Origin of the sequence: Winogradskya consettensis, from assembly GCF_018332715.1 — a bacterium.
GTDB lineage: Bacteria > Actinomycetota > Actinomycetes > Mycobacteriales > Micromonosporaceae > Actinoplanes > Actinoplanes consettensis.
Genome location: NZ_BOQP01000071.1, coordinates 28,997 through 48,907 on the forward strand (window position 1 = coordinate 28,997; position 19,911 = coordinate 48,907).

General features: G+C 63.2%; 20 protein-coding genes. 8 read left to right on the forward strand and 12 right to left on the reverse strand.

Annotated features, from left to right (window positions below):
* Window positions 1-227 precede the first annotated feature (227 nt).
* From Aco04nite_RS46555 to Aco04nite_RS46565, 3 genes are all read left to right on the forward strand, one after another.
* The gene (locus Aco04nite_RS46555) at window positions 228-1,040 is read left to right on the forward strand and encodes a GntR family transcriptional regulator (protein ID WP_213003590.1); all 813 of its coding nucleotides are present in this window, start codon (window positions 228-230) and stop codon (window positions 1,038-1,040) included.
* A 38-nt stretch (window positions 1,041-1,078) separates the two neighbouring features.
* Window positions 1,079-1,903 (forward strand): glycosyltransferase family 2 protein, encoded by an 825-nt coding sequence (locus tag Aco04nite_RS46560; protein ID WP_213003591.1) that lies wholly within the window; start codon window positions 1,079-1,081, stop codon window positions 1,901-1,903.
* Between the two features lie 419 nt (window positions 1,904-2,322).
* A complete protein-coding gene (locus tag Aco04nite_RS46565; RefSeq protein ID WP_213003592.1) occupies window positions 2,323-3,321 on the forward strand; it encodes a hypothetical protein in 999 nt (332 codons plus the stop codon).
* A gap of 330 nt (window positions 3,322-3,651) precedes the next feature.
* On the opposite strand, the gene Aco04nite_RS46570 is transcribed toward Aco04nite_RS46565, so the two are convergent.
* The 4 genes from Aco04nite_RS46570 to Aco04nite_RS46585 form a co-directional block, all read right to left on the reverse strand.
* On the reverse strand, window positions 3,652-4,785 hold the full coding sequence (locus Aco04nite_RS46570; protein ID WP_213003593.1) for a competence protein CoiA family protein: 1,134 nt from the start codon (window positions 4,783-4,785) through the stop codon (window positions 3,652-3,654).
* Window positions 4,786-5,036: 251 nt separating this feature from the next.
* Window positions 5,037-6,140: a ScoMcrA-related endonuclease gene (locus tag Aco04nite_RS46575; protein ID WP_213003594.1), complete on the reverse strand. Its 1,104-nt coding sequence runs from the start codon at window positions 6,138-6,140 to the stop codon at window positions 5,037-5,039.
* 322 nt (window positions 6,141-6,462) lie between these two features.
* A complete protein-coding gene (locus Aco04nite_RS46580) occupies window positions 6,463-7,431 on the reverse strand; it encodes a hypothetical protein (protein ID WP_213003595.1) in 969 nt (322 codons plus the stop codon).
* A 1-nt stretch (window position 7,432) separates the two neighbouring features.
* On the reverse strand, window positions 7,433-8,512 hold the full coding sequence (locus Aco04nite_RS46585) for a hypothetical protein (RefSeq protein WP_213003596.1): 1,080 nt from the start codon (window positions 8,510-8,512) through the stop codon (window positions 7,433-7,435).
* A 584-nt stretch (window positions 8,513-9,096) separates the two neighbouring features.
* Here Aco04nite_RS46585 and Aco04nite_RS46590 point away from each other — a divergent pair.
* Entirely contained in the window at window positions 9,097-9,546 is a 450-nt protein-coding gene (locus Aco04nite_RS46590) for a hypothetical protein (RefSeq protein WP_213003597.1), read from the forward strand.
* 918 nt (window positions 9,547-10,464) lie between these two features.
* Here Aco04nite_RS46590 and Aco04nite_RS46595 read toward each other — a convergent pair.
* Complete coding sequence (locus Aco04nite_RS46595; protein ID WP_213003598.1) at window positions 10,465-11,661, reverse strand: ImmA/IrrE family metallo-endopeptidase; 1,197 nt, start codon at window positions 11,659-11,661, stop codon at window positions 10,465-10,467.
* Window positions 11,621-12,178 carry a hypothetical protein gene (locus tag Aco04nite_RS46600; protein WP_213003599.1) on the reverse strand — a complete coding sequence of 186 codons (558 nt, stop codon included), beginning with the start codon at window positions 12,176-12,178 and terminating at the stop codon, window positions 11,621-11,623. Before Aco04nite_RS46600 ends, Aco04nite_RS46595 begins: the two co-directional genes overlap by 41 nt.
* A gap of 1,408 nt (window positions 12,179-13,586) precedes the next feature.
* On the opposite strand from Aco04nite_RS46600, the gene Aco04nite_RS46605 reads away from it, so the two are divergent.
* The 3 genes from Aco04nite_RS46605 (at window position 13,587) to Aco04nite_RS46615 (ending at window position 14,965) form a co-directional block, all read left to right on the forward strand.
* Window positions 13,587-13,802 (forward strand): type II toxin-antitoxin system HicB family antitoxin, encoded by a 216-nt coding sequence (locus tag Aco04nite_RS46605; protein ID WP_213003600.1) that lies wholly within the window; start codon window positions 13,587-13,589, stop codon window positions 13,800-13,802.
* A gap of 427 nt (window positions 13,803-14,229) precedes the next feature.
* Window positions 14,230-14,625, forward strand: a complete 396-nt coding sequence (locus Aco04nite_RS46610; RefSeq protein WP_244876801.1) for an ATP-binding protein — start codon at window positions 14,230-14,232, stop codon at window positions 14,623-14,625.
* A 16-nt stretch (window positions 14,626-14,641) separates the two neighbouring features.
* The gene (locus tag Aco04nite_RS46615) at window positions 14,642-14,965 is read left to right on the forward strand and encodes an STAS domain-containing protein (protein WP_213003602.1); all 324 of its coding nucleotides are present in this window, start codon (window positions 14,642-14,644) and stop codon (window positions 14,963-14,965) included.
* A 3-nt stretch (window positions 14,966-14,968) separates the two neighbouring features.
* Here the strand turns inward: Aco04nite_RS46615 and Aco04nite_RS46620 are convergent, their stop codons facing one another.
* The 4 genes from Aco04nite_RS46620 to Aco04nite_RS46635 form a co-directional block, all read right to left on the reverse strand.
* Window positions 14,969-16,006 carry an SGNH/GDSL hydrolase family protein gene (locus Aco04nite_RS46620; protein ID WP_213003603.1) on the reverse strand — a complete coding sequence of 346 codons (1,038 nt, stop codon included), beginning with the start codon at window positions 16,004-16,006 and terminating at the stop codon, window positions 14,969-14,971.
* Window positions 16,007-16,111: 105 nt separating this feature from the next.
* Entirely contained in the window at window positions 16,112-16,753 is a 642-nt protein-coding gene (locus Aco04nite_RS46625; protein WP_213003604.1) for an HAD family hydrolase, read from the reverse strand.
* Window positions 16,754-16,756: 3 nt separating this feature from the next.
* The gene (locus tag Aco04nite_RS46630; protein ID WP_203837137.1) at window positions 16,757-17,149 is read right to left on the reverse strand and encodes a hypothetical protein; all 393 of its coding nucleotides are present in this window, start codon (window positions 17,147-17,149) and stop codon (window positions 16,757-16,759) included.
* Window positions 17,150-17,196: 47 nt separating this feature from the next.
* Window positions 17,197-17,616, reverse strand: coding sequence for a hotdog fold thioesterase (locus tag Aco04nite_RS46635; protein ID WP_244876802.1), 420 nt, complete (start codon window positions 17,614-17,616; stop codon window positions 17,197-17,199).
* Window positions 17,617-17,742: 126 nt separating this feature from the next.
* On the opposite strand from Aco04nite_RS46635, the gene Aco04nite_RS46640 reads away from it, so the two are divergent.
* Entirely contained in the window at window positions 17,743-17,991 is a 249-nt protein-coding gene (locus tag Aco04nite_RS46640) for a hypothetical protein (protein ID WP_203837138.1), read from the forward strand.
* Between the two features lie 33 nt (window positions 17,992-18,024).
* Here the strand turns inward: Aco04nite_RS46640 and Aco04nite_RS46645 are convergent, their stop codons facing one another.
* Window positions 18,025-19,320 (reverse strand): PrsW family intramembrane metalloprotease, encoded by a 1,296-nt coding sequence (locus tag Aco04nite_RS46645; protein ID WP_213003605.1) that lies wholly within the window; start codon window positions 19,318-19,320, stop codon window positions 18,025-18,027.
* A complete protein-coding gene (locus Aco04nite_RS46650; protein ID WP_213003606.1) occupies window positions 19,317-19,886 on the reverse strand; it encodes a hypothetical protein in 570 nt (189 codons plus the stop codon). The genes Aco04nite_RS46645 and Aco04nite_RS46650 overlap by 4 nt, the downstream gene beginning before the upstream one ends.
* Between the last annotated feature and the right edge of the window lie 25 nt (window positions 19,887-19,911).

Here is a 19,911-nt window from a genome sequence, read left to right on the forward strand (position 1 = left end):
GACCTGTCGCTTACTGCTGGCGTCTTCTTAGCCGTTCCCCGCTTCCCAGCGGGAGTCAGGACGCCTGACCGGTTTGCGGTACACGGTTCGGTCTACACCGTCTCTATAGATTTAGTTAGCTGGTTTGAGGGTTTGCCCGCAAACTTTGCTTGACTGAACGTAAGGCATAGTCGTCAGTCGGCGCAAGGGTTTGCCCACAAACCTTCAAACCGCGCTACCGTTAGCGCATGGAACCGCAGCCCACGGGGGTCGCCCCGCCGATCCAACTTCGCATTGCCGATGACCTACGCATGAAGATCGAGCGGGGCGACCTTGCAGCTGGAGACCCCCTACCAACGCTGCAAGAGATCTGCGACGAGTACGACTGCTCCATCAACTCGGCGCGCGCGGCTATCGGCCTTCTGAAGCAACAGGGCCTGATCACCGGCGGGAGAGGCAAGGCGGCGCGCGTACGGACGCCGGCCCAACGGGTTTGCCGCTCGTCTGAGCGTCACCAGGAAGAGAAAGATCTTGTGCTTAAGCCGCAGTCAGTCAGAGCGTCGACCGGCGTTGCGGAGACCGACATGGGTAGCAAGATCAAAGATCTCTCGTTCTCCACCCGATATGAACAGATCGAACCCTCGCCGCGCCTCGCCGCGGACCTCGGCATCGCCGAGGACATTAACGTGTTGCGCCGCACCTATGAGATGCGCGACCGCAAGGACGGGCGCCGGCTCTCTTGGAGCGTTTCGTATATTCCCCTGCCGCTGATCGAATCGAACGCACGCCTACTCGACTCCGCTAATGAACCGTGGCCCGGTGGCACCCAGCACCAGCTTCACACGGTCGGCATCGAGGTCATGCGGATTGTCGATCAGGTTTCGGCCTCCATGCCCACCACCGCAGCAGCCCACGAGTGGCGCCTTGACGACGGCGTGCCGATGCTGCACGTCCGACGCATTTCGTACGACGCTGACAACCGGATCGTTGAGCTGTCCGATGCAGACTTCCCCGCCGACCGCACCGAACTCAGCTTCACCACGCCACTCCAAAAGTGGTGACCCCTGCCTACAACACCTGAACTGGAGAACGTGACTAGATGCCGACCGTTTCTATCATCACGGCCGCATACGCCCCGAGCGCCGAGTTCCTGCCGGAGACCATCGCCAGCGTGGCAGCGCAGAAAATGCCCGCCGGATGGGATATTGAATGGGTCGTACAGGAGGATGGCGCCGAACCGTTCCTGGCGGAAATGTTTGCCGGTGTGTCAAACGTCAGCTACGCAGCCAACGGCCGGCAACTCGGGATCGCAGGTACTCGAAATCTAGCGCTTGAGCGCGCGTCCGGTGGTCTACTGCGCGTCCTTGATTCCGATGATCTGCTCTTGCCAAACGCTCTCGAATCGCTGATCCCGCACTTCCTCGGTGGGTCGACGCAATGGGCGGTGGGCCAGGCCGACGACCTCATGACTGATGGAAGTCGCGTATCATGGGATCCCTTAATCCCTACAGGTCCCGTACCGGCCGGCGCGGTCAACAACTACGCAATTGAGCATGGAGGCAACTGGCCGATCCATTGTGCCGGACTCATGCTCCGAACCGACATGGTGCGCGCATTAGGCGGCTGGGCGGGCACCCCGAACGACGAAGACATCATCTTGTTTTCGGCGTTGTCGGAGATCTGCGACGGATACAACGATCCATCGGTGACGTGGCTCTACCGGCAGCACGCAGGCCAGGTAACGCGTACCGCCAGCTGGCGCGCACAGAGCGCGGTCGGCCGTCACATAGCGTTGCAGCGCGTAAACGCCGTTCGGACGTTGGGGCTTATCTCCACAGGTACGCCACCTGTCGACGTTGCTGGTGGCGAACGACTGCGTGTCGATCAGCCCGTCAAGGACCACGACTCGACCGAGTATCTGTGAAATCGCCAATCACTAGCGCGCGCATCTTCGCTCTGCCCGCCGTGCCGATATTTTATGTGAACACACGCATCACTCGAAGGGTGTATCCGTTGGTTCAGTACCCTAGGTAGCACCATAATGATCGGGTGACCATCCAGCAAAACCTTCCACGATGGACAACCTCAGTAGATAGATCGTCCATTATCTACCCGTCCAAGTGGCCAGTCTGGGTAGATGAGCACTCAGACGGAGTCGACTGGCACTGCCCCCAATGCAATGCGCTAATCGGGGAAAAATGTCATCCTAGACGCATCCTGGATATCCTTACATGTTGCCCTCGATGTAATATTTTACTCGCTTTCCCTTCTCGCCTGCCCGGGGAATGCTATACCCAGGGAGCAATTTCCCTCCCTGGGAGAGGGTGCCACCTTGACGAGAGCATGTATTTCTCTGGCAAAGGTATGAGTATCGTCGCACAGTCAACTGTTGATGCATACGATCGGGAGTGCGGAAGGGGTCAGACGGATTCGCAACAAGAGCTCATTCTAGACAGTAAATACCTGCTTGATAAGGTGAAGGTTCTAGAGAATATCTTCGGCACTGACCTGCCCAGCATCCTGGACAGGCACCGAAAGGCCACCTCTACTAGAACACCACCCAAAGATCCACATCGCCTTGTTGAGCTACTGGTATATGTTAGAGAACTGTCAGATTGTTTGAGTGCAACTGACGACTTAGTCAACGTTGACCTTGATCTCAACCGATTGTCAGAATTTTTACTGGCTTCATCAATGTTTCACAGGTGGCGGCATCATCCGGCCATCTCAGACTTGACCCGAAAAATTGCTAAAGGTACGGAGGTTCGCCACTCGGTCATGTTGCTTGGATTAGCTAGCTACATAGTGGATGAAGTGCTACCTGTAGAACTAAAAGAGGCCACGGCTCTCGGCCGCTCTGCCGACCTTGTGACCAGGCCTGTACTGCACGAAGAACTCCTTATAGAACTAAAAACCCCTACGGCACTGCAATCACCAAGAGTTCAAAGTCTGAGTAGCGGAGAGGCCCAGAAGATTCTTAAAAAGGTCTTAGGGGCAGCGACATCCGGTAGCCGCAAGCAACTTGACGCCGCTAACTCTGGAATGGTGGCAGTGGGCGCATTCGGTATCACCGACAAAGATTTTGCCGTTCTGAACCAAGCTGCTCGCGATCTACTCCGAGAACTTGGTTCCAAAAAAGAATCCAGGAAGCCGTACCTAGCTGGCTTTTTGACGGTAAATGCGAAAGCGCATGTTGAGTTTAATGAGACTAAGCCATCCACACTTCGGTTTGCCTCGGCGCTTGAGGTAAATATGATTCCCTACCCCGGCTACAAAGGGGCGTTGAATGTGCGACCCGGGATCCGGACAGGGGGCGGAATCCTGAGCCCACCTGGGCGGTGACGGCACGTCAGTTGCTCACCGGCTGCTCACACGGCCGCCGACATCTGACGAATCCGAGTGACAACGAACGATAGATCAAGGTGGTGTCGAGACACGTCAACGCTGCTAGTGGTGAACCCGACGCGAGTCCTCAACAGGATCGCTAGCACACTGAAAATCCGTCGGGGAACCTTCAGAGGTTCGAATCCTCTACCGCCACGGGATACACGAACAGGCCCCCGAACAGCAGAGACGCCGGTCGGGGCCTGTTTGGTGGTCTCACTCGATGCCGCTTGATTTCACCCGCTGTCACCCATACGGAGCCGTACCCGCCGGCGGTTATTCGCTGACTCAGCCGCGCCAGAGTTCACTCTCGGCGCACGTCTTGTGGCAGGGGCGCATCTGGTCGTCCCGTACCTGTGTCACCTTCTTGCAGATCCGGCAAGGCAACGCCTGTTTCGCCCAGTGCGCGGCACCGCTCCAGTCCAGGAAGCCGATCGTGGGCGGCGCCATCGGCTCTGCCAGCTTGACCGAGACCGGTTCCCGGTCGGCGTCAGGCGAGGCGGGGGGCCGATGGCCGCTGTCCTGCCCGTACCGGCACGACTGGTCGCGGAGCCGCGGGCGGCTGTCGACGCGGGTAATGATCCCGCCCAGTGGCGAATCGTCCGCGCCCGTCGTAGTCGAGTCCACCTTCTCCAGGTCGGATGCCGGCACCCAGAACCACACCGACCGGGTCGCCGTCCGCTGAACGTTCACCGCGACCAACTCGCGGGCCGCGGCCTTGATCACCAGGTCATCGAAACGTTCCAGGGCGCGCGCGTCCGACCAGGATGCGTGCCAGCCCGAGCAGGGCCGACCCGCCTTCTTGTCAGGGCACACCGTGCCCATTCGCGAGCATTCCTCAATCACCAGGCCTCGGACGCCACCCCGTACTGGCAGCTCAGTGTCGGACAGGTACTCATGCCACATCTTCCGGTCGATCCGAGCCCACGGCGCCTGGTCGATCACCTTCGACGTACGGCTGTTCGTCATCCACGCGGGGGTGATCCCGTCATCGGTAGCCAGCTTCGACCGCCGCCGCACCGTCGCCGCGGTGATGGGCGAGAGCTGCGGCTCGAACCCGATCTGGACACCGTCGCCGCGGACCAGCACGTCGGTACGGCGGCGCCGGTTCTTTGAGCTGTCCTCAATCACTGCGTCGAAACCGCCTGCCTCCGCGGCCTTGGCGATCCGCTCCTTGAGCGCCTTGTGCTCGTCGCTCTCGCCCGAAGTGGCGTGCTCAGCGCCGCTGATGTGCCGGGCCTCGCGCGTACCGTCCTCATTCTGCCGCAGGTACAGCCACGGCGGGGCGTCTGCCGGGTGCTGCGGATCGATGCACTGGAGGGTGCCCGACTTGCACTTCCCGTGCAGTTGCTCCCACAGCCCGGGCAGTTCCGGAACGCCAAGATCCTCCCGGGACAGGTCCAGCACGGTGCCGAATTCCACCAGGAGCACGCTCGTACGCATCCGATCACGATACGTGTCGGGTACGACAAGAAGGGCCTGTCGACGGACCGCCGGATGTCCAGACGGGCGCGTAAACCGGTCGACAGCGCGAGGGAGTGTCAGCCTGGCGCCGACAGCGCGGCGTACCGGATGCGTACCGAAACGCTGGTCGGTTGGAGGGTCGGCGAGACGTTTTCCCAATCCAACGCCCCCAAAAGGCGGCACATATCTTGGCCCTCCGGAGGCGATGACTAAGCCCCACTCCGAGGACTGCGTGCCACCGCCGATGCGTCCAGCACTGAGGACCAACTCGATTCATCGTCGGCTGCGAGTAGGTGCACGCCAACGCTGCGGCAGATATCCAGCCAGATGGGGTCAGCAATGCGGCTGACTAGAAGGATGGCTTCCGTCAATCCCCGGGTGGAACGTAGCCGATGACGGTACTCAAGTACCTGACCAAGGCCGAGCCTGAGCTGGGCGGTGTCGTTGCGCTCGACGCAGCTCTTGACTTCGGCAATCATCTGCGTACCTGTCGGGCCCCACCAGGCCACATCGACAGGTGGCTCCACCAGCTCACCCGCGGGAATGCCTCGGCGGTCCAGGTAGGCGATGAGCTGCCGACAGATACGATCATGTTCGCGAACGGCTGCCTCCTTTGCTTGAGGGCTTGTCGCCTGCGTGTCGGGATAGGTGCCTTCTGCAGGTTTGCCGCGGTACCGACGGTCGAAGCCGAGATTCGACGGAACTACGGCGTCGCCGAGCGAGGCGCCGGCGCGCAGTCCTTGCGCGATGCTCGCAGCTTCCCTCCGCATCTCGCCTGGTCTGGTCTGGTAGTCGTCGAAGACAGTGCGATCGAGCCGGTTGCCATTGCTGCTGTGGTTGACGATGTTCCAGGTTTTCCGCGCGACGCCAGCTGGGTTGCGGAAGTCTGGGTGCCGGCGTCCGGCGTGGATAGTTGGGCTTTGCAGGAGCTGGGACAAGGCCTTGACGTCCGGGTGGGATGCCTCGAGCTGGCGCCACCCGTTGTCAGCTACTAGTTCACCGGCGAGGATGATCTCCTCTCGCGTCCAGTCAGGGTTAGCGAGTGACAGCACCTCGAAGCCGAGTATTTCGAGCCGCCGGGCAACAGGCTGCTCGCCGCCTTTGAAGTCGGCCGAGGTAAGCCGTGTACCGACGCTGAGACCGTGGGCGTATCCCATGATCGCTTTAGAGTCGTACAAGCGCTGCTCGTAGTCGATGAACCAGGTGCGAGCAGGCCCGAACCCGTACGTCTTCAGGAAGGGTCGGCGGCCGAGCCGGTCGACCTCTGCGAGGGCATCCAGAACGCTGCGACGAGTGACGGCGGCGAGGTCCATGGCAGGACGATACGACGCTGGTGCGACAGAACTATGGCCCGCACCATGGCGGTGCGGGCCACCGCTCGTAGTAGAAGCTGGTCACTCAGAACCGCCCTGAGCTGTGTTGGCGCTAGACGGTGAGCACTGGACGACACCTTACGGCAAGCACACTCGCGGCCTGACCGTCGCCGCCTTCCTGCATCGCATACTAGCCAGGCGTTGATCTCATTGGGGCCCGGGCCGAGAACCTCGCGTCGGGCCCCAATGGGACAGGGCCGCGAGGTTGTATGGCGCGGCCCCCGCTGCTCGCTGACGGCTCATGTGCTTTCGCGCGACGTAGTCATGAACTGCCGACATCGACCAGATCCTTCAAGTCCTGCACTGGCAATATCGCAGCTAGGTCGGCCGCGCTTATCGTTGGCCTGCCGGCAGGGGGGAAAAACCCTAGCGCGTACATTAATCGCCAGCGGTCTACGATATAGCTTCTAAATATCTGGTGCTCATTGTACCAATCACCACTTGGATCCCGAAAGTCAAACGGAATGTAGCACACGGCGACTGGAGGAACCGTTATGCTGATAATTTTGTTCCAGCGGTTGTCACCGACGGTTTGTTGTTTCGTGACCCACTCTGCCGTGCACGCGCATTGTCCGAAAAGAATCATTCTACCGACTGCCCTATCCCCCGAAGGCAGCCATGCCACGATGTCAAGGCCCCAGTCGCCAGTATTTCCCGCCTTAAATTTGGCCGGCTTAAAAACCGCCACTTCGCATAAGTCATCGGCAAGCTGGTTCAGCTTGTTTACCAAGCTGCCAACATATCGCGAGGGCACCCCAAGTGGATTCTTTCCAAACAGGTGCACCTCAGCCTCTGATGGCAGGGAAAGCTTGGCCGCAGCCAGGCATAGCCATTCGAACCGGCCAGCGAGGGATACCATGGCGGAGCGTGGGACATATTTGAACGACGAACACACGAGGAGAAATAGATAGACGATGCGAGGGTCCGTCAGTGAACGTTTCGTTAGAATACGACCATTGGCCGACAGCTCAAAAGGGTAGGTATCGTCATACCGGAGAGCTCGTCCGGCCAAGTAGTTGAACACCTCTCGGGCGTGACGCTGGAATTTGTCATTCTGGGACGCTTGATTACCGCTACCAGTCGAGCGCTGCCGTTCGATTTCCTCAGCAAGATCAGAGTCCGACAGCATTCCAGCCGACGCCGTAATGCAAAGCAGCTCAGCCCAATCTGCCCAGTAATGTAAATCACTATCGCCGGGCGGATCGGAGAGATCGTCTATTAGAGATGCCACGCTACTCTTCCTCGTCCAGCAGAGCCTGAACGGCCTTCCGCAGATCAAGGGCTAGTCGACGCACTTCCTCGATGGCAGCAACATCCTCCTCCGAAACCGGGTGACCTTCAAGGCTTCCCGCAGCAGACTGAAGGTTCCTGCTGGCAAGGAGAACATATTGTCGGAAAGCATGGCCGTCTCCACTTGCCAGGGAAAGAGCGTTGTCTAGTGCCTCTCCATTTCTCAATGCCGCCACGGACTCTTCGTTCCCAACGACCTCCGCGAGCTTCTTGATATTACGCGACTCACCCAGTACAGTGACCCCGTCAACTCGCTCAAATACCCATTTGACGATATCACTCAAATGATTGATGACGAGGTTTTCAGCCGCTACGTCCTGCGAACTTGATAGCCCCAGATAGGCGACTATATTACTGTACGCTAGAACTGACGATATCAACGAGAAGTCGACTGTCTCCTCGGACAGGCCAACTATTCCGAAGTACGCGTTCTCCTCCGCAATCTCATAGAGTCGGAGAGCAGCCAAAAGCCTTCCTACATAGTCTGCCCGGCTCCCAATCGTCCGAGCCAGCTCTTTGAACTTTTCGCGATTATCCTCTCCCTCGACATCTTCAATCCTTTGCCGTAGAAACCTGGCCTTCGCGAGCGGGTCCCATTCCCTGATACCTGTGACGTGGCGATAGCCCAGATGCTTAAGGATCTCTTGCCGGCTCTCGAATATGAGGCACGGTAATAGCGTAGGCACGGCGGTTGCCTTCTCGGCCTCCGCACCGACAGCGGCCGCTTTTATTGGAGCCTCGGAAGGGTTCACCAGAAGCTTCGACGCGGCCAGCCGACGGTTCCCCTCGACCACAATATTAAGAGCGATGTCGCCGGGGTGCGGATATACCAGTAAGGGTTCTCCTGGAAAGAAGCCTTGTGCAGCGATCGAGCCCATGAGGTCGAGTAACCCGGCGTCCGCAAGCATGAAACTTAGAACTTCTACCTCATTCGCCCCGTTTACCGATCGCGGGAACCGCGGGTTCTCAGGGTCGAATCGCAGCCGTTCAATAGGTATGTCATCGAATTTTGGCAGCGACACATCTGCTCCTGACTAGGCTGACCGCTCCCGCTAGCCTCATCGCCAACATGTGCGACACAGGCCATCACGTCCTACATCGTGCCATCGCAGCGGCGTCTGAGGGAGGCGCAATCAGGGTTTCGCGCCACTGCTTCCGGGTGGGCCTGTAGGCGCCTGTGGACGACGTGGTCCTGGCAAGGGCCGGGTGTGTGTCACAGGGCATCGGCCCGACGGTCAATGCTGCTCCGGCAAATATGCGGTAAGAACGGGTCCTCAGCAGTCGCTCGCGCAGGTCATGCGTGGCGGGGCCTACGGACTGTAAATGCGTCTCGAGTGGCAGGGGTCGAGTCCTCTACCCGGCCCAGAAGCGCGAAAGTCCCCTCATCCGCCTAGCGGCCAGAGAAGGGCCTCTTGCAGTCCGGCGTCGCGCCGACCGCCGACCTTCGCCAGGCCCTGGACGGACCCTCACCGCAGAGAACAGAAGCCGGTCACTCAGACTGCCCTAGCCCTCGCATCCAGCTGGACTGCCCTGCCGGGCTGACCGCCGAAGGAACGACCGAGCTTGGAGGTGCGCAGGTTGGCTGCAAACGTCGTAGGTTCGGGCCATGTCCATCAAAGACCAGAATCGTGACGGCTTGGTTGGGCCGATCGAGAGCTTCATAGGCGAGCGGCAGAGGTTCGCTCGCGACGTGGTCGTCAACGTGCTGGCCAACCTTCTCGCAGCTGCGATTCTGTACATACTCGGCGTAGCGGTGGGGCTGCTACCTCGGTCGGGCCCAGCCCTGTTTATCGCCTTCGTGATCACGGGGACACTCCTAGGCGGGAGCTACTTCTGGGTCATCGAGTCGCGCAAGGTTCGGACACCACCGTGGGTCTTAGAGGCGATGGCTCTGTACGGCGTGGCCTTCTACAGCTTGGCGCTGTACTGCTTCCCCAGCATGCCCGGGTTCCTCCGCTGGTTTTGCTATATCGCCCTGGGGGGCGGGCTCCTCATGGCATGTCATCCCCTTGTCGCTCGTGTTCGGCGAAGCGCCGCGGAGTACCTTCAGCGGTGACCGCCGCGTCCTGGGTGCTGGCTAGCCTGCGGCCGGGGCTTCGCCCAGAGCCCTGCAAGGTCCGTACACGCGGCCAGGACGAGGCAATAGCGACGCCTTCATCAATCTGCCCTTTGGTTACTGGTACGACCAGTGGGACCAAAGGCTGAGCTCGACCGCGACCGCCATGGCGTTGGTGCTCTCTGCCGAGTTCGGCGGGGTCGCCCTGCCCACGAACCGCATGCCTGACTGGTACGGGTGGTCTCCTGACAGCGCGGAACGCGGCTTCGACGAACTCGAGGTGCACGATCTTCTAGTCCGCAAGAAGTTGGGCCGTAAGGCGCCCAACGCACCCGCGGGCTGGACGGCCGAGAACCACTACACGTTGCAACGTCCGTTCAAGCATCGCAGGCGTAGCCGGCCCACTTCCAAGCCGTCCGACCAGCTCGCAGAAACCTGCCGCGCAAGCCCAAGACGAGTACACGCTCTTTCTCAGGGGTACGGCCCAGGCCGCCGAGAGCGTCTTCGACATCAAGGCTTAGTGTCGTGCGACTACTTGTCGTGTGACAGTAGGGTGGCCTTCGAGTGGCAGGCACCACTCGAAGGCCGATCCAGCAACGCCCCATCCCGCAGCGATGACAAGACAAGGAACTACCAGACAGTGACAAGACTAGTTCGGCGGCGGCGAAGTGAAGTCGATCAGCCACAAGACCCTCGTCGCGAGACTGCGTTGCCCCTCCGTTGGGGGTTATCGCGGTAGGCGGACTGGCCTGCGGCCTTGCCTCGGGCGCAGCAGCAGACCCGACCGTAGGCGCCACGATCGGCCTAGCCGTCGCCACGTTCCTGCATCAAGTGCTCGCTAAGAACTGATCGCACGGGGTCCGGCTTGTCGTCACGTCAGGCCGGACCCTACGAGCATCCTTCAGTCAAGGCCCTCAGCTATCGCACGGCTCGTAGCTTTCCATGTGCCCCGCGTCCAGCCGCCGCGCCATCAACCGCATGGAGATGCCCAGTAACAGCCGGCCCGGTCTCTCCCCCACCGTCTACGACCCGCATGGTGAGACCGAAGACGATAGAGCCCAGTTCGTCCTCCGGAAGGCAGAGGTCGGCAGCTATTTTGCGTGGCGTCCACCCATCCTCGCGGGCCAACTCGAAAAGCTGCTTGAGGAGGACCGAAGATTCAGGGTCGCGGCCAGCGGGCTCACCTGCCCGGTAACCGCGCTGGGTCAGCTCGATCATCCAGGTGCGGTAGATCCACTCTGAGACAAAGCCAAGTTGGTGCAGTCTGTACGCCATCGCCACGGCTGAGACGCGCCAGTGGCTCTTGAGCGTGAACAGGTCATCCAGGGACGGTCGGCCGACGACCTGCATCCTCAGGCTGTCTTCTGGCACGAGGAAGGCTGAGGCAAAGTCGTTCGCTTCAAGCTCGAAGCGCCGCTCCCGCTTGGTGAAGACTCCACGATGCAGAACGAGGTGTCCTAGCTCGTGAGCTAGGTCAAAACGCATGCGTTCGGCGGAACGATCGACGTTGAGGAAGATGAACGGCCGTCCAGCCTCCCAATAGGAGAATGCATCCACCTCCCGGTCGGAGCCCGGCAAGGAGAACACTCTTACGCCATGGCGTTCAACCAGGCCCAGCATGTTCTTGACAGGCTTGGGACCTAGCGCCCATTCGGCCCGAAGACTCTCGGCTGCGGCAACGGGCCAGGCCACACGGTCCCGCTCGCGTGGCTCTGCCTCGGTGAAGTCGGGTACCTGCGGAGCAGGAGTCTTGTAATGCCGATCCATCCACCGGCTAATCAGGCTGGCCAGCTTAGCCATGGCCAATACCCGCTCGACCTTGTATGCGGAGACAGTCGACAAGGCACGAAAACTGACGGCCGCCTTGTCGACCGCAGAGATGTCGTCCTCAAAGAAGAACGCCCTCGGGAAGCCGAGAACATCACTGATTGCTTCCGCGGGCGGACTTTCCGTGTCGCCCGTCTCCCAGGACGTGACTGTGCGACGGGAGACGCCGCACAAGTCGGCTAGTTGTTGCTTCGTCAGCCCGCGTCGTTCGCGAGCAAGTTTGAGGCGACTGGGATTAAAGGACTCATCAATCTGGTCGGTCCACAATCCTTCCGGTGTCGTCATCATCGTCGTCCTCATCCGGCGGCGAGAGTTGTACCGCGTTGCTAATCGGAACAGGTGCTATCAAGATCCGCTCTCTCCACTCTTCCACCTGGCCGTCAGGACCGAAGGCCGTCGGGAGGGAGAGCTCGAGAGCAATGTCGTCACTGCGTGGGTTGGATAGTAGGAAGTAGGTCTTGACGGATTCGTCTTCGGCCCGGTCCGGCACGCCGGATTCCGCCGGGAAGAAAGCCAACTCCAGCTGCTCGTAGATGACGTTCTGCGCACCACGTTCGATGGCCATCCGGCCACGTCGGCGCTTGAGGCGAGGTTCGTGGCCGGCCTCGACGCCTGCCCAACGATCGCCGCTGTGCAAGGCGATGCCAATGCCCCGCTGAACGGAGTACACCGTCTCGTAGTTGCCGCTGCGGCCGATCGCCCAGTCCGCTCCTGGCAGCCGGATCAGGATCGAACGCAGCGCGGCGAGCGACTCCGCCCACATCACGATCCCGGGGTAGTTGGCCGGATAGACCCCGGTTCCCACCGCAGGTGGTGCCCCACGGACGTTGTCCCGACGGAGCCGTCGGGGTCCACCGCCGCCGACCTGCTTGCTTTTCCCATCGCCGACAGCAAGAGCGTCGTGGAAGTACTGGGTCTCCAAGCCGAATTGGGCCAAGCGGGTGGGGGCCTCGTGAGGCAGCCAGACGCGCCTGCGTCCGGGCTGGGGTAGGGGTTGCACGAACACCGTCCTTCCAGATGGCGACTTCCCGAAACGGTACCTCATTTGAGGCGCGAAAAGAGGAAGCCACCATCCCGCGTGTCATAGCGGAAGGATGGTTTGGCATGCCGCCAACCTACGGGGTCCGGACTACTCGATCAAGGAAACGATCACACCGTTTCAGGCATGGATGACCAGCTGCTGAGCCTTGCCGCTGCTGGTCTTCTCACCGAGAGGTGGCGCGCGACAGCTCGCGGCTAGCTGCTCACCGGTTGCTCACACACGCAACGACAGCGGATGAGATTGCACAGGATCGTGCGTTAGCCCTCCCGCGCTTGACCTGCACAGAGCCCCTCGAAAGAGTTAAGGTCGGCGTACGATGACACCGAGACTCGCACCCTGAAAATCGGAAGGTCGGCGGTTCGACCCCGCCCCTGGCCACCAAGCCTCTCGCCGGGCTTTGAGCATCGCCCACCTGCGGAAACGCCGGGTGGGCGTTTTGCTGTCCCGGCCTCCGATCGCATTTCCTGCCGGCACGTCTCTCCTGTGGTCATCTCTCTCCTGTGGTCACGTTTCTAGCCGGCCGCCGTCAACTCCTCGTCAGACAACTCAGCGCCGCGACGGCGGACGCGGACGCCGTTGCAGTCGCGGACGCCGTCGCAGTCGCAGTCGCCGTCGCAGTCGCGGCCGGGTCGCAGTCGCGGCCGCCGTCGCAGAAAGATCCTGGGCACGAGGACGCCAGAAGCCTCGATCGTTGGCCGGGATGAAGCAAGGTCCTCAAAGGCAGCCCTACAATCCGCGACATCTTCGGCTTACACAGACCCGAGTTCATAGGTTGTCATGGGACCAGATGACATGAGAACATGCGTGCGCTCCAAAGCAACCGGTCTTGAACGGTTCGCTTCTTTACTGCCGACAGACATTTACACACCGTGGATCGCTGCGGCCAGAGGGCTGTTCAGCCCCGTCTAGGTCGGCGACGCGTGCTCACGGTGCACGTCTTGCCCGTTGGTTCTCCGGTGAAGGGTCGAGACGGTATGCCGTTGAGGGTGCGCGGGATCATCCGAGCGATCGAAACAGACGGCTGGGAGTGGTCGGCATGCGGGGAAGCCATCGGCAGTACAAACGCCCGATCAAACGGGGACGAGTCACCATCGCCGGAAACCAAGCAGGGACTTGTTACCGGCCGAGAGCGAAGCATCCTGAGACAAGATGGTCTGTCAGGGGGCAATTGGTGAGCGCTTACGCAGTGGTCGTCGAGCGTGCCGAGGACGGCGGGTTCGGTGCCTGGTCGCCAGACCTTCCCGGTTGTGTCGCGCTGGGCGACTCTCGCGAGGACGCGTTGGCCGAGATGCGGGATGCCATCGCTTTCCACCTGGACGGTTTACGGGAGGCCGGCGAGCCGGTGCCGGCGCCGACCGCCGAAGCTGTGGATCTGTTCGCGGCCTGACGCACGACACCAACGCCGGCGACTCGGGCGGTGGTTACAGGCTCGGTGTAGTCATCGCGGGCCCAGCCAGCCAGCGTCTCCGGCCGACAGCACTCGGGAGCGATTGCGATAACTGCACCGCGCCCCATGGATCCCACCTGCAACACCACCGTCACCCGCCCTCCGGTGAGCACAAGAGTCCATATCAGACGTCTGGTCTCGGGCCGGCTTCCTCGACCGACATCGCCAGCGGCGCGCCGCCGATCACCATGAGTGGATCACTCGGAGTTCTGCGTTGGATGTGTTGGCTACCCACTGCGGGGTCTCGTGGCAAGCCGCCTCGCGAACGGGGCTGGCTGACCTTATTCCCAACCCAGGGAGCGTGAACGGCCTGGTTAACGGGCAGTAGTGGGGTATGGCCTACTTGAAAGCGCAGAGTCCTCCCGCCATGACTGAGATTCGGCGGTGGGTGCTTGACAGTCCCGCGCAGTTGAAGATTTTGCGGGCTGCGTTGCATGAGGCTATTACCGGGCAGGTGCTGCCGGTGGGGGCGGTGCTGGACGAGATTCCCGAGAAGATGGTGCTGGTTGCTACGGAGCTGGCGACCAATGCTTTGCGGCACGGGTTGCCGCCGACCACTACGCGGCTGGGGCGGAGCGGGGATCGGTTCGTGTTGGATGTGACCGATCATGCTCCGGAGGTTGTGCCCGAGTACAGCGAGGGGCGGGCGCTCGGGGCCGGGGGGTTGGGGCTGCAGTTGGCGAAGCAGTTCGCGCTTGATATCGGTTGGTATGTCGAATCAGATACGAAGCATGTCTGGGCTGAGTTCCCGCTGCCGGGCTGATTTAGGATCGCGGAAGTTGACCACTTCAGAGGTGTTCGTGACTGAGTCCAGCTACCAGATTGCCAGGGAGGCGAGCCGTGTCCGGCTCTCCGGCGATTTTGACATCAATGCCCGCGATGACCTGCGGGAAGCGCTTGAGGGAGCCGTCCGGGAAGACGGCGCCGCGGAAGTCGTCGTTGACTTCGCGGCGGCCGAGTTCATGGACAGTGAGGCTCTGGGCGCGCTGATCGACGGGTTCAACGCCGGCCGGGACGCCGGGGTGAAGATGTCGATCGTGAACGCACATGGCATCGTGCTGCGGGTGCTTGACGTGTCCGGGGTGCTCGAGCTTTTCGACTGATCCCTAGACGTTCAGCAGGTTGCCGGGGCCGGTCCAGCGGCGGACGATGCGCTGGCGGGTGTGGAGCTTGCCGTTTACGCGTACGCGATAAGTCCGCTTTGTCTCTCGAAGAGTCTGCCATGTCCGGCTGCCGCTGCCCGTGGGACGCAGGACCCAGGTGCGGCAGTCGGTGCGGTGGGAGCCGTCGACCTTCGTGGCGAGGCAGCGGTTCGTGATGCTCATCCGGTACGGGTTGGCGCCGGTGTTGCCGGAGGTGCCGAAGACCCGGGACATCGCCTGGTACCAGTTCCACGCCATCTTGGAGTAGCCGAAGTCGTTCGGGTGGTGCAGGTCGTGCAGGTCGATGCCGCCGACCGAGGACTGGTCGACCACCGTGATCCGGTTGTCGTGCTTGCTCGCGACGACCCCCGGGATGAGGCTGTTGTAGATGCGGTCCTGGGCTGCCTCGCGGGGCACCCGGGACATGATGATCTGAGCGACGAACAGCTGGGCCTCGGGCCGGTCGGCGCGGATCTGGTCGATCATCGCGGACAGCTTGCGGGCTGTCGTGTAGGGGCCATCGCCCTGGGTGATGTTGTTGGTGCCGGCGTGCACCAGGACGACGTCCGGGCGGTAGGAGCTCAGCCAGGAGTCCAGGTTCTCGGAGAGCTCGTCGATCGTCCAGCCGCCGTGCCCCTCGTGGCTGATGTTGCTGCCGGTGCCGTCGCTCTGCGAACCCACGTAGTTGATCTCCATGCCGCCCTTGATGAGACGGTCGGCGAGATCCATCCGGTACGAGGAACGCGTCGGCGAACCTGTCCCGCGGGTGATCGAGTCGCCGAGCGGCATGACCCGGGTGGCCTCGTACGACTGAGCCGCTGCCATCCACGGGGTGGCCGGCGCGGACGTCGCCGCCACGGCCGGAGTCACCGCCGGCGCCGCAACGGCCGCGGCGATCTGGGGAGCGCCGGCGAAAGCCGCCGCGCCGGTCGCCAGTACGCCGGTCAGTGCCAGCAGACCCAGCCGCCGTACGCCGGTCTTTCCCTGCTCACGAACTCCCACAACAAGCCCCCTCCGATCACCTCAGACGTTCTGAAGTTCGGCCCGGAGCAGGGGCGGACGATCACCACTTGGTAGCCGTGAGTTGTGATCAAGGTGCGGGTGTTCTCAGAGCAGATCCAGGATCGCGGTCGCACAATCGTCGGCCGTACGGGTGGGGCGAATCGGCAGCGACTCCGGCCACGGGCGGCCGCGGTGCAGCCACACCGTCCGGAGCCCGGCTGCGGCTCCCCCGGCGATGTCGTATTCCGGGTGGTCGCCGATCATCCAGCCGCCGTCAGCCAGGGAACGGCCCGCTGCATCGGCGCCGAGCTCGAAGATGCGGCGGTCGGGCTTGCGGACGCCTGCGCCTTCGGAGATGACCCAGCCTGCCACGAGCTTGTCGAGCCCGGTGTGGCGCAGTTTTGACTGCTGCTGGCGTACTGAACCATTGGTGACGACGACCGGCGACCAGCCCGCCGCGACCGCCGAGATCAGCGCCGCGCCCACCGCCGGGTCGAAGCGCACGTGAGCCACAACGCCCGACCGCAGTTGGGTGAGAACGTCGTCGGCCGAAACCGGCAGATTGAGCCTGGCTTGGATCTTGGCCGCCAGCCGGGGCCGGGGCTCGTATCCGTCGAGGTCTGCCTCGATGACCCAGGTGACATCGTTCGCCGAGCCGCCATGGGCCGGGATCCACTGGGCTGCCCAGGCGCGGAACGACTCCGTACGGTCGATGAGGGTGTTGTCCAGATCGACGAGCAGGAGCATCGCTCAGGCCGCGCGGTGGCGGAGGGTGGCGACCGTGGAGCCGGCGAGGGCGAGGAGGCAGTCGGGGAGTTGGCCGTCGGCGATGGCGGCGCCGAAGAGGGCTTCGCCGGTGGGGACGTCGCCGTTGACGTAGGCGCTGACGAAGCGGGCTACCCAGCGTTTGTCGTAGCGGGCGTCGTCGATTCCGGGGAAGTCGAGGGTCCAGCCGCCGCCCATGGGGATGTTCTGGCCGACCATGGTTGCTGCGAGGCACCAGGCGACGTCCCAGGCACCGACGACGCCCGAACGGTCGACGACCGCGTCGAAGGTGCCGACCACCGCGTCGCTGTCGCCGCTGAGCGCGCAGTCCAGCACCTGCGCAGCGTCGTCGAATGCGTGCTGTGGTACATCGGTCACGTCAAGAAAGGTACGCGGAACCGTCAAGAAACGCCGGGCCAGGGCGACTACGCGCCGCGGAGCAGGCAGGTGAGACGGGCTGTGCAGACGCGGTCGCCGTCCTCGTCGGTGATGACGATCTCGTACGTGACCGCCGTGCGGCCCCGGTGCACCGGTGCGGCGACCCCCGTGACGGTGCCGGAGCGGACGCCCTTGTGGTGGGTGGCGTTGATGTCCACGCCCACCGCGAACGGGCGGTCGACCGTGGCGCCGTGCAGGACTGCGCCCACGGACCCCAGGGTCTCGGCCAGCACGCAGGAGGCGCCGCCGTGCAGCAGGCCGTACGGCTGGGTGTTGCCCTCCACCGGCATCGTCGCGACCACTCTCTCGGCGGTCGCCTCGCTGATGTCGATGCCCATCCGCTCGGCGAGAGAGCCGACGCTCCCACTACCGAAAAGGGCCTGCATGCCGTCCGCCGCGGTATTCACGTCGGCCTACGTTACCGGTGAGTTTCGTGGATTCCAGCGACTTCTGTCACAACTCAGGGGTGCAGTAGTGGAAGCGGGCACCTAGGTTGGGAGCGACCCAAGGCGACCCCCAGCGAGGAGACAGCAATGAGCGACCCCCAGGAGATCGTGGAGACCCGCGGGGACGACCGCGTCGATCTGCTCGCTAGCGACACCAACGGTGACGGCAAGCCCGACGTGTGGGTGTCCGACACCGATGGCGACGGCAAGCCCGATCTGTTCCAGTTCGACACGGACGGCGACGGCAAGGTCGACATCACGATGGTCGACCTCGATGAGGACGGCACCCCGGACACGATCGTGGACGGCGACGGTGGGCACCCGCCCGTTGTCTGACCTTCCGCTCGGGTTTTTTGTCTGACCTTCTGCTCAGGCGCCGCCGAGGCTGCTGATCAGGGCCCAGAGGACTGCTACGGCGAGGGCCGTGGAGAACACCGCCGATGCGGTGCGTCGCCACGGTCCTTTTCCTTCGGGTACGAGCGCTTCCGGGTGGCCCAGGCTCACGAGCAGGTGACGCTGCCGGCGTACCTCGAGGTGCCGGCGGGTCAGGTCCGTCGTGCCGCGGCTCAGCTCGACCGCGAGGCGGGCCTGGGCGTGCTGCAACCTGCGGACTGCTCCGCGGGCGCGCCAGCCGGCCCGGGCGCGGGCGTGGGAACGGGCGCTGGCCCGGCGCGAACCGGTCCTGAGCGCCTCCACCTCCGCCGGAGTGATCAACTCGGGGTCGTTCAGCTCGACCAGAATCGCTGCGTAGTAGTCAGCCTCGCGGTCGTGGGCCGAACGCACGAGCAGCCAGATCAGCACGAGCGGCGGCAGGCCCTTGAGCACCAGGACCGCGAGCAGGGCCACCGCGCCGTTGCCGAGGCCGTCGCGCAGGAGCGGGGAATTCCACAGGACGTGCGACGCCCAGGCTCCGAGGACCGCCAGGGTTGCGGCCCCTATCCGGGTACGCCGGGGGCGCTCTCCACGAACGACCAGGTAGCCGATGCCCGCGCCGGCGAGCGCGCCGAACAGCGTGTGACTCCAGACGCCGGAGAGGAAGCCGCGCAGCAGGAACGTCGTGAACACCGGTTCCACGGTGTCGCCGCGGCCGGCCAGGGCGACTGCGCTCATCGCATACACGATGTCTTCGATGATCTGGAAGCCCAAGCCGACCACCGCGCCATAGACAACGCCGTCGAGCACGCTGTTGACCTGGGCGCGGGCGATCAGCACGATCGCGACCACGCCGAGGGTCTTGGCGATTTCCTCCACCGTCGGGCCGGCCAGCGCGGCACCCCAGTCGGCGGCCAGGCCGGGTGAACCGAGCTTGGCGATGATGTCGTCGAGGGCGCCGCTGCCGGGGATCGAGACGGAGGTGGCGACCAGGCCACCCCACGCGAACGCCACGGCCAGGAGCACCGGGGGCTCCCGTTCGAGGAAGTCGAGCTCGGCGACCACGAACGAGAACGGCACGGCGAGCAGGGCGAAGAGCAGGGTCGCGGTGAGCAGTGCGATCGGGAAGGTCGCGGCATAGTGCGCTGCGATCAATGCCATGCGTACGCCGCCGGCGGCCAGCAGCGCGAGCACGATCCAGAACGCGGGGCGGCGGATCAGTCCCAGACCCGGTTCGGCCCCGGGCTGGACGGGGGCGGTGCGTTCGCTGCGCAGCCTCGGTTCCGCGGTCATCCGGGCGGCTCCGCGTGGTACTCCAGCGTGCGGGTGCTCTTCTCGATCGCCGACAGGGTGGGTCCCAGATCCAGATCGGCGCCGCTCACGGTGACCTCGATGGTGTGGCCGTCGGCGACGAAGACGGCGTAGCGGCCGCCGCGACCGGGACCGCTGTATCCGCCCTGCAGACCTTGCAGGCCGCCGATGGTCGCGACCATGAGGTCGGGGCCGGTGACCTGATATCCGGAGTTTCCGATGATGCGCTGGCGGAGCCGGGCCACCGCGGCCGACAGCGACCCGTCGTAGGGCTCGACGGTGATCAGGTAGCGGACCGTCCCGAGCCGGAAGAGCACCTTCCCGGTGTCCTCCGCGGGCCGGGTCACGGTGAGATCGATGCTGGCGCCGGGTGGCGGTGTCACGAACACCCCACCCCCGATCTCTAAAGGGCGATCGGACCGCACAGGACGTTCGGAGGGCAGCGCGTGGTTCAGCGCGGGGAGCCCGAAGGCGAGACCGCCGAGCGCGGCGACCACCCCACATGCACCGAGGAGATTCGTCAGCTGACGCCGAGTAACCCTCCTCATCCCCCATACGCTAACCGCCCGTGGC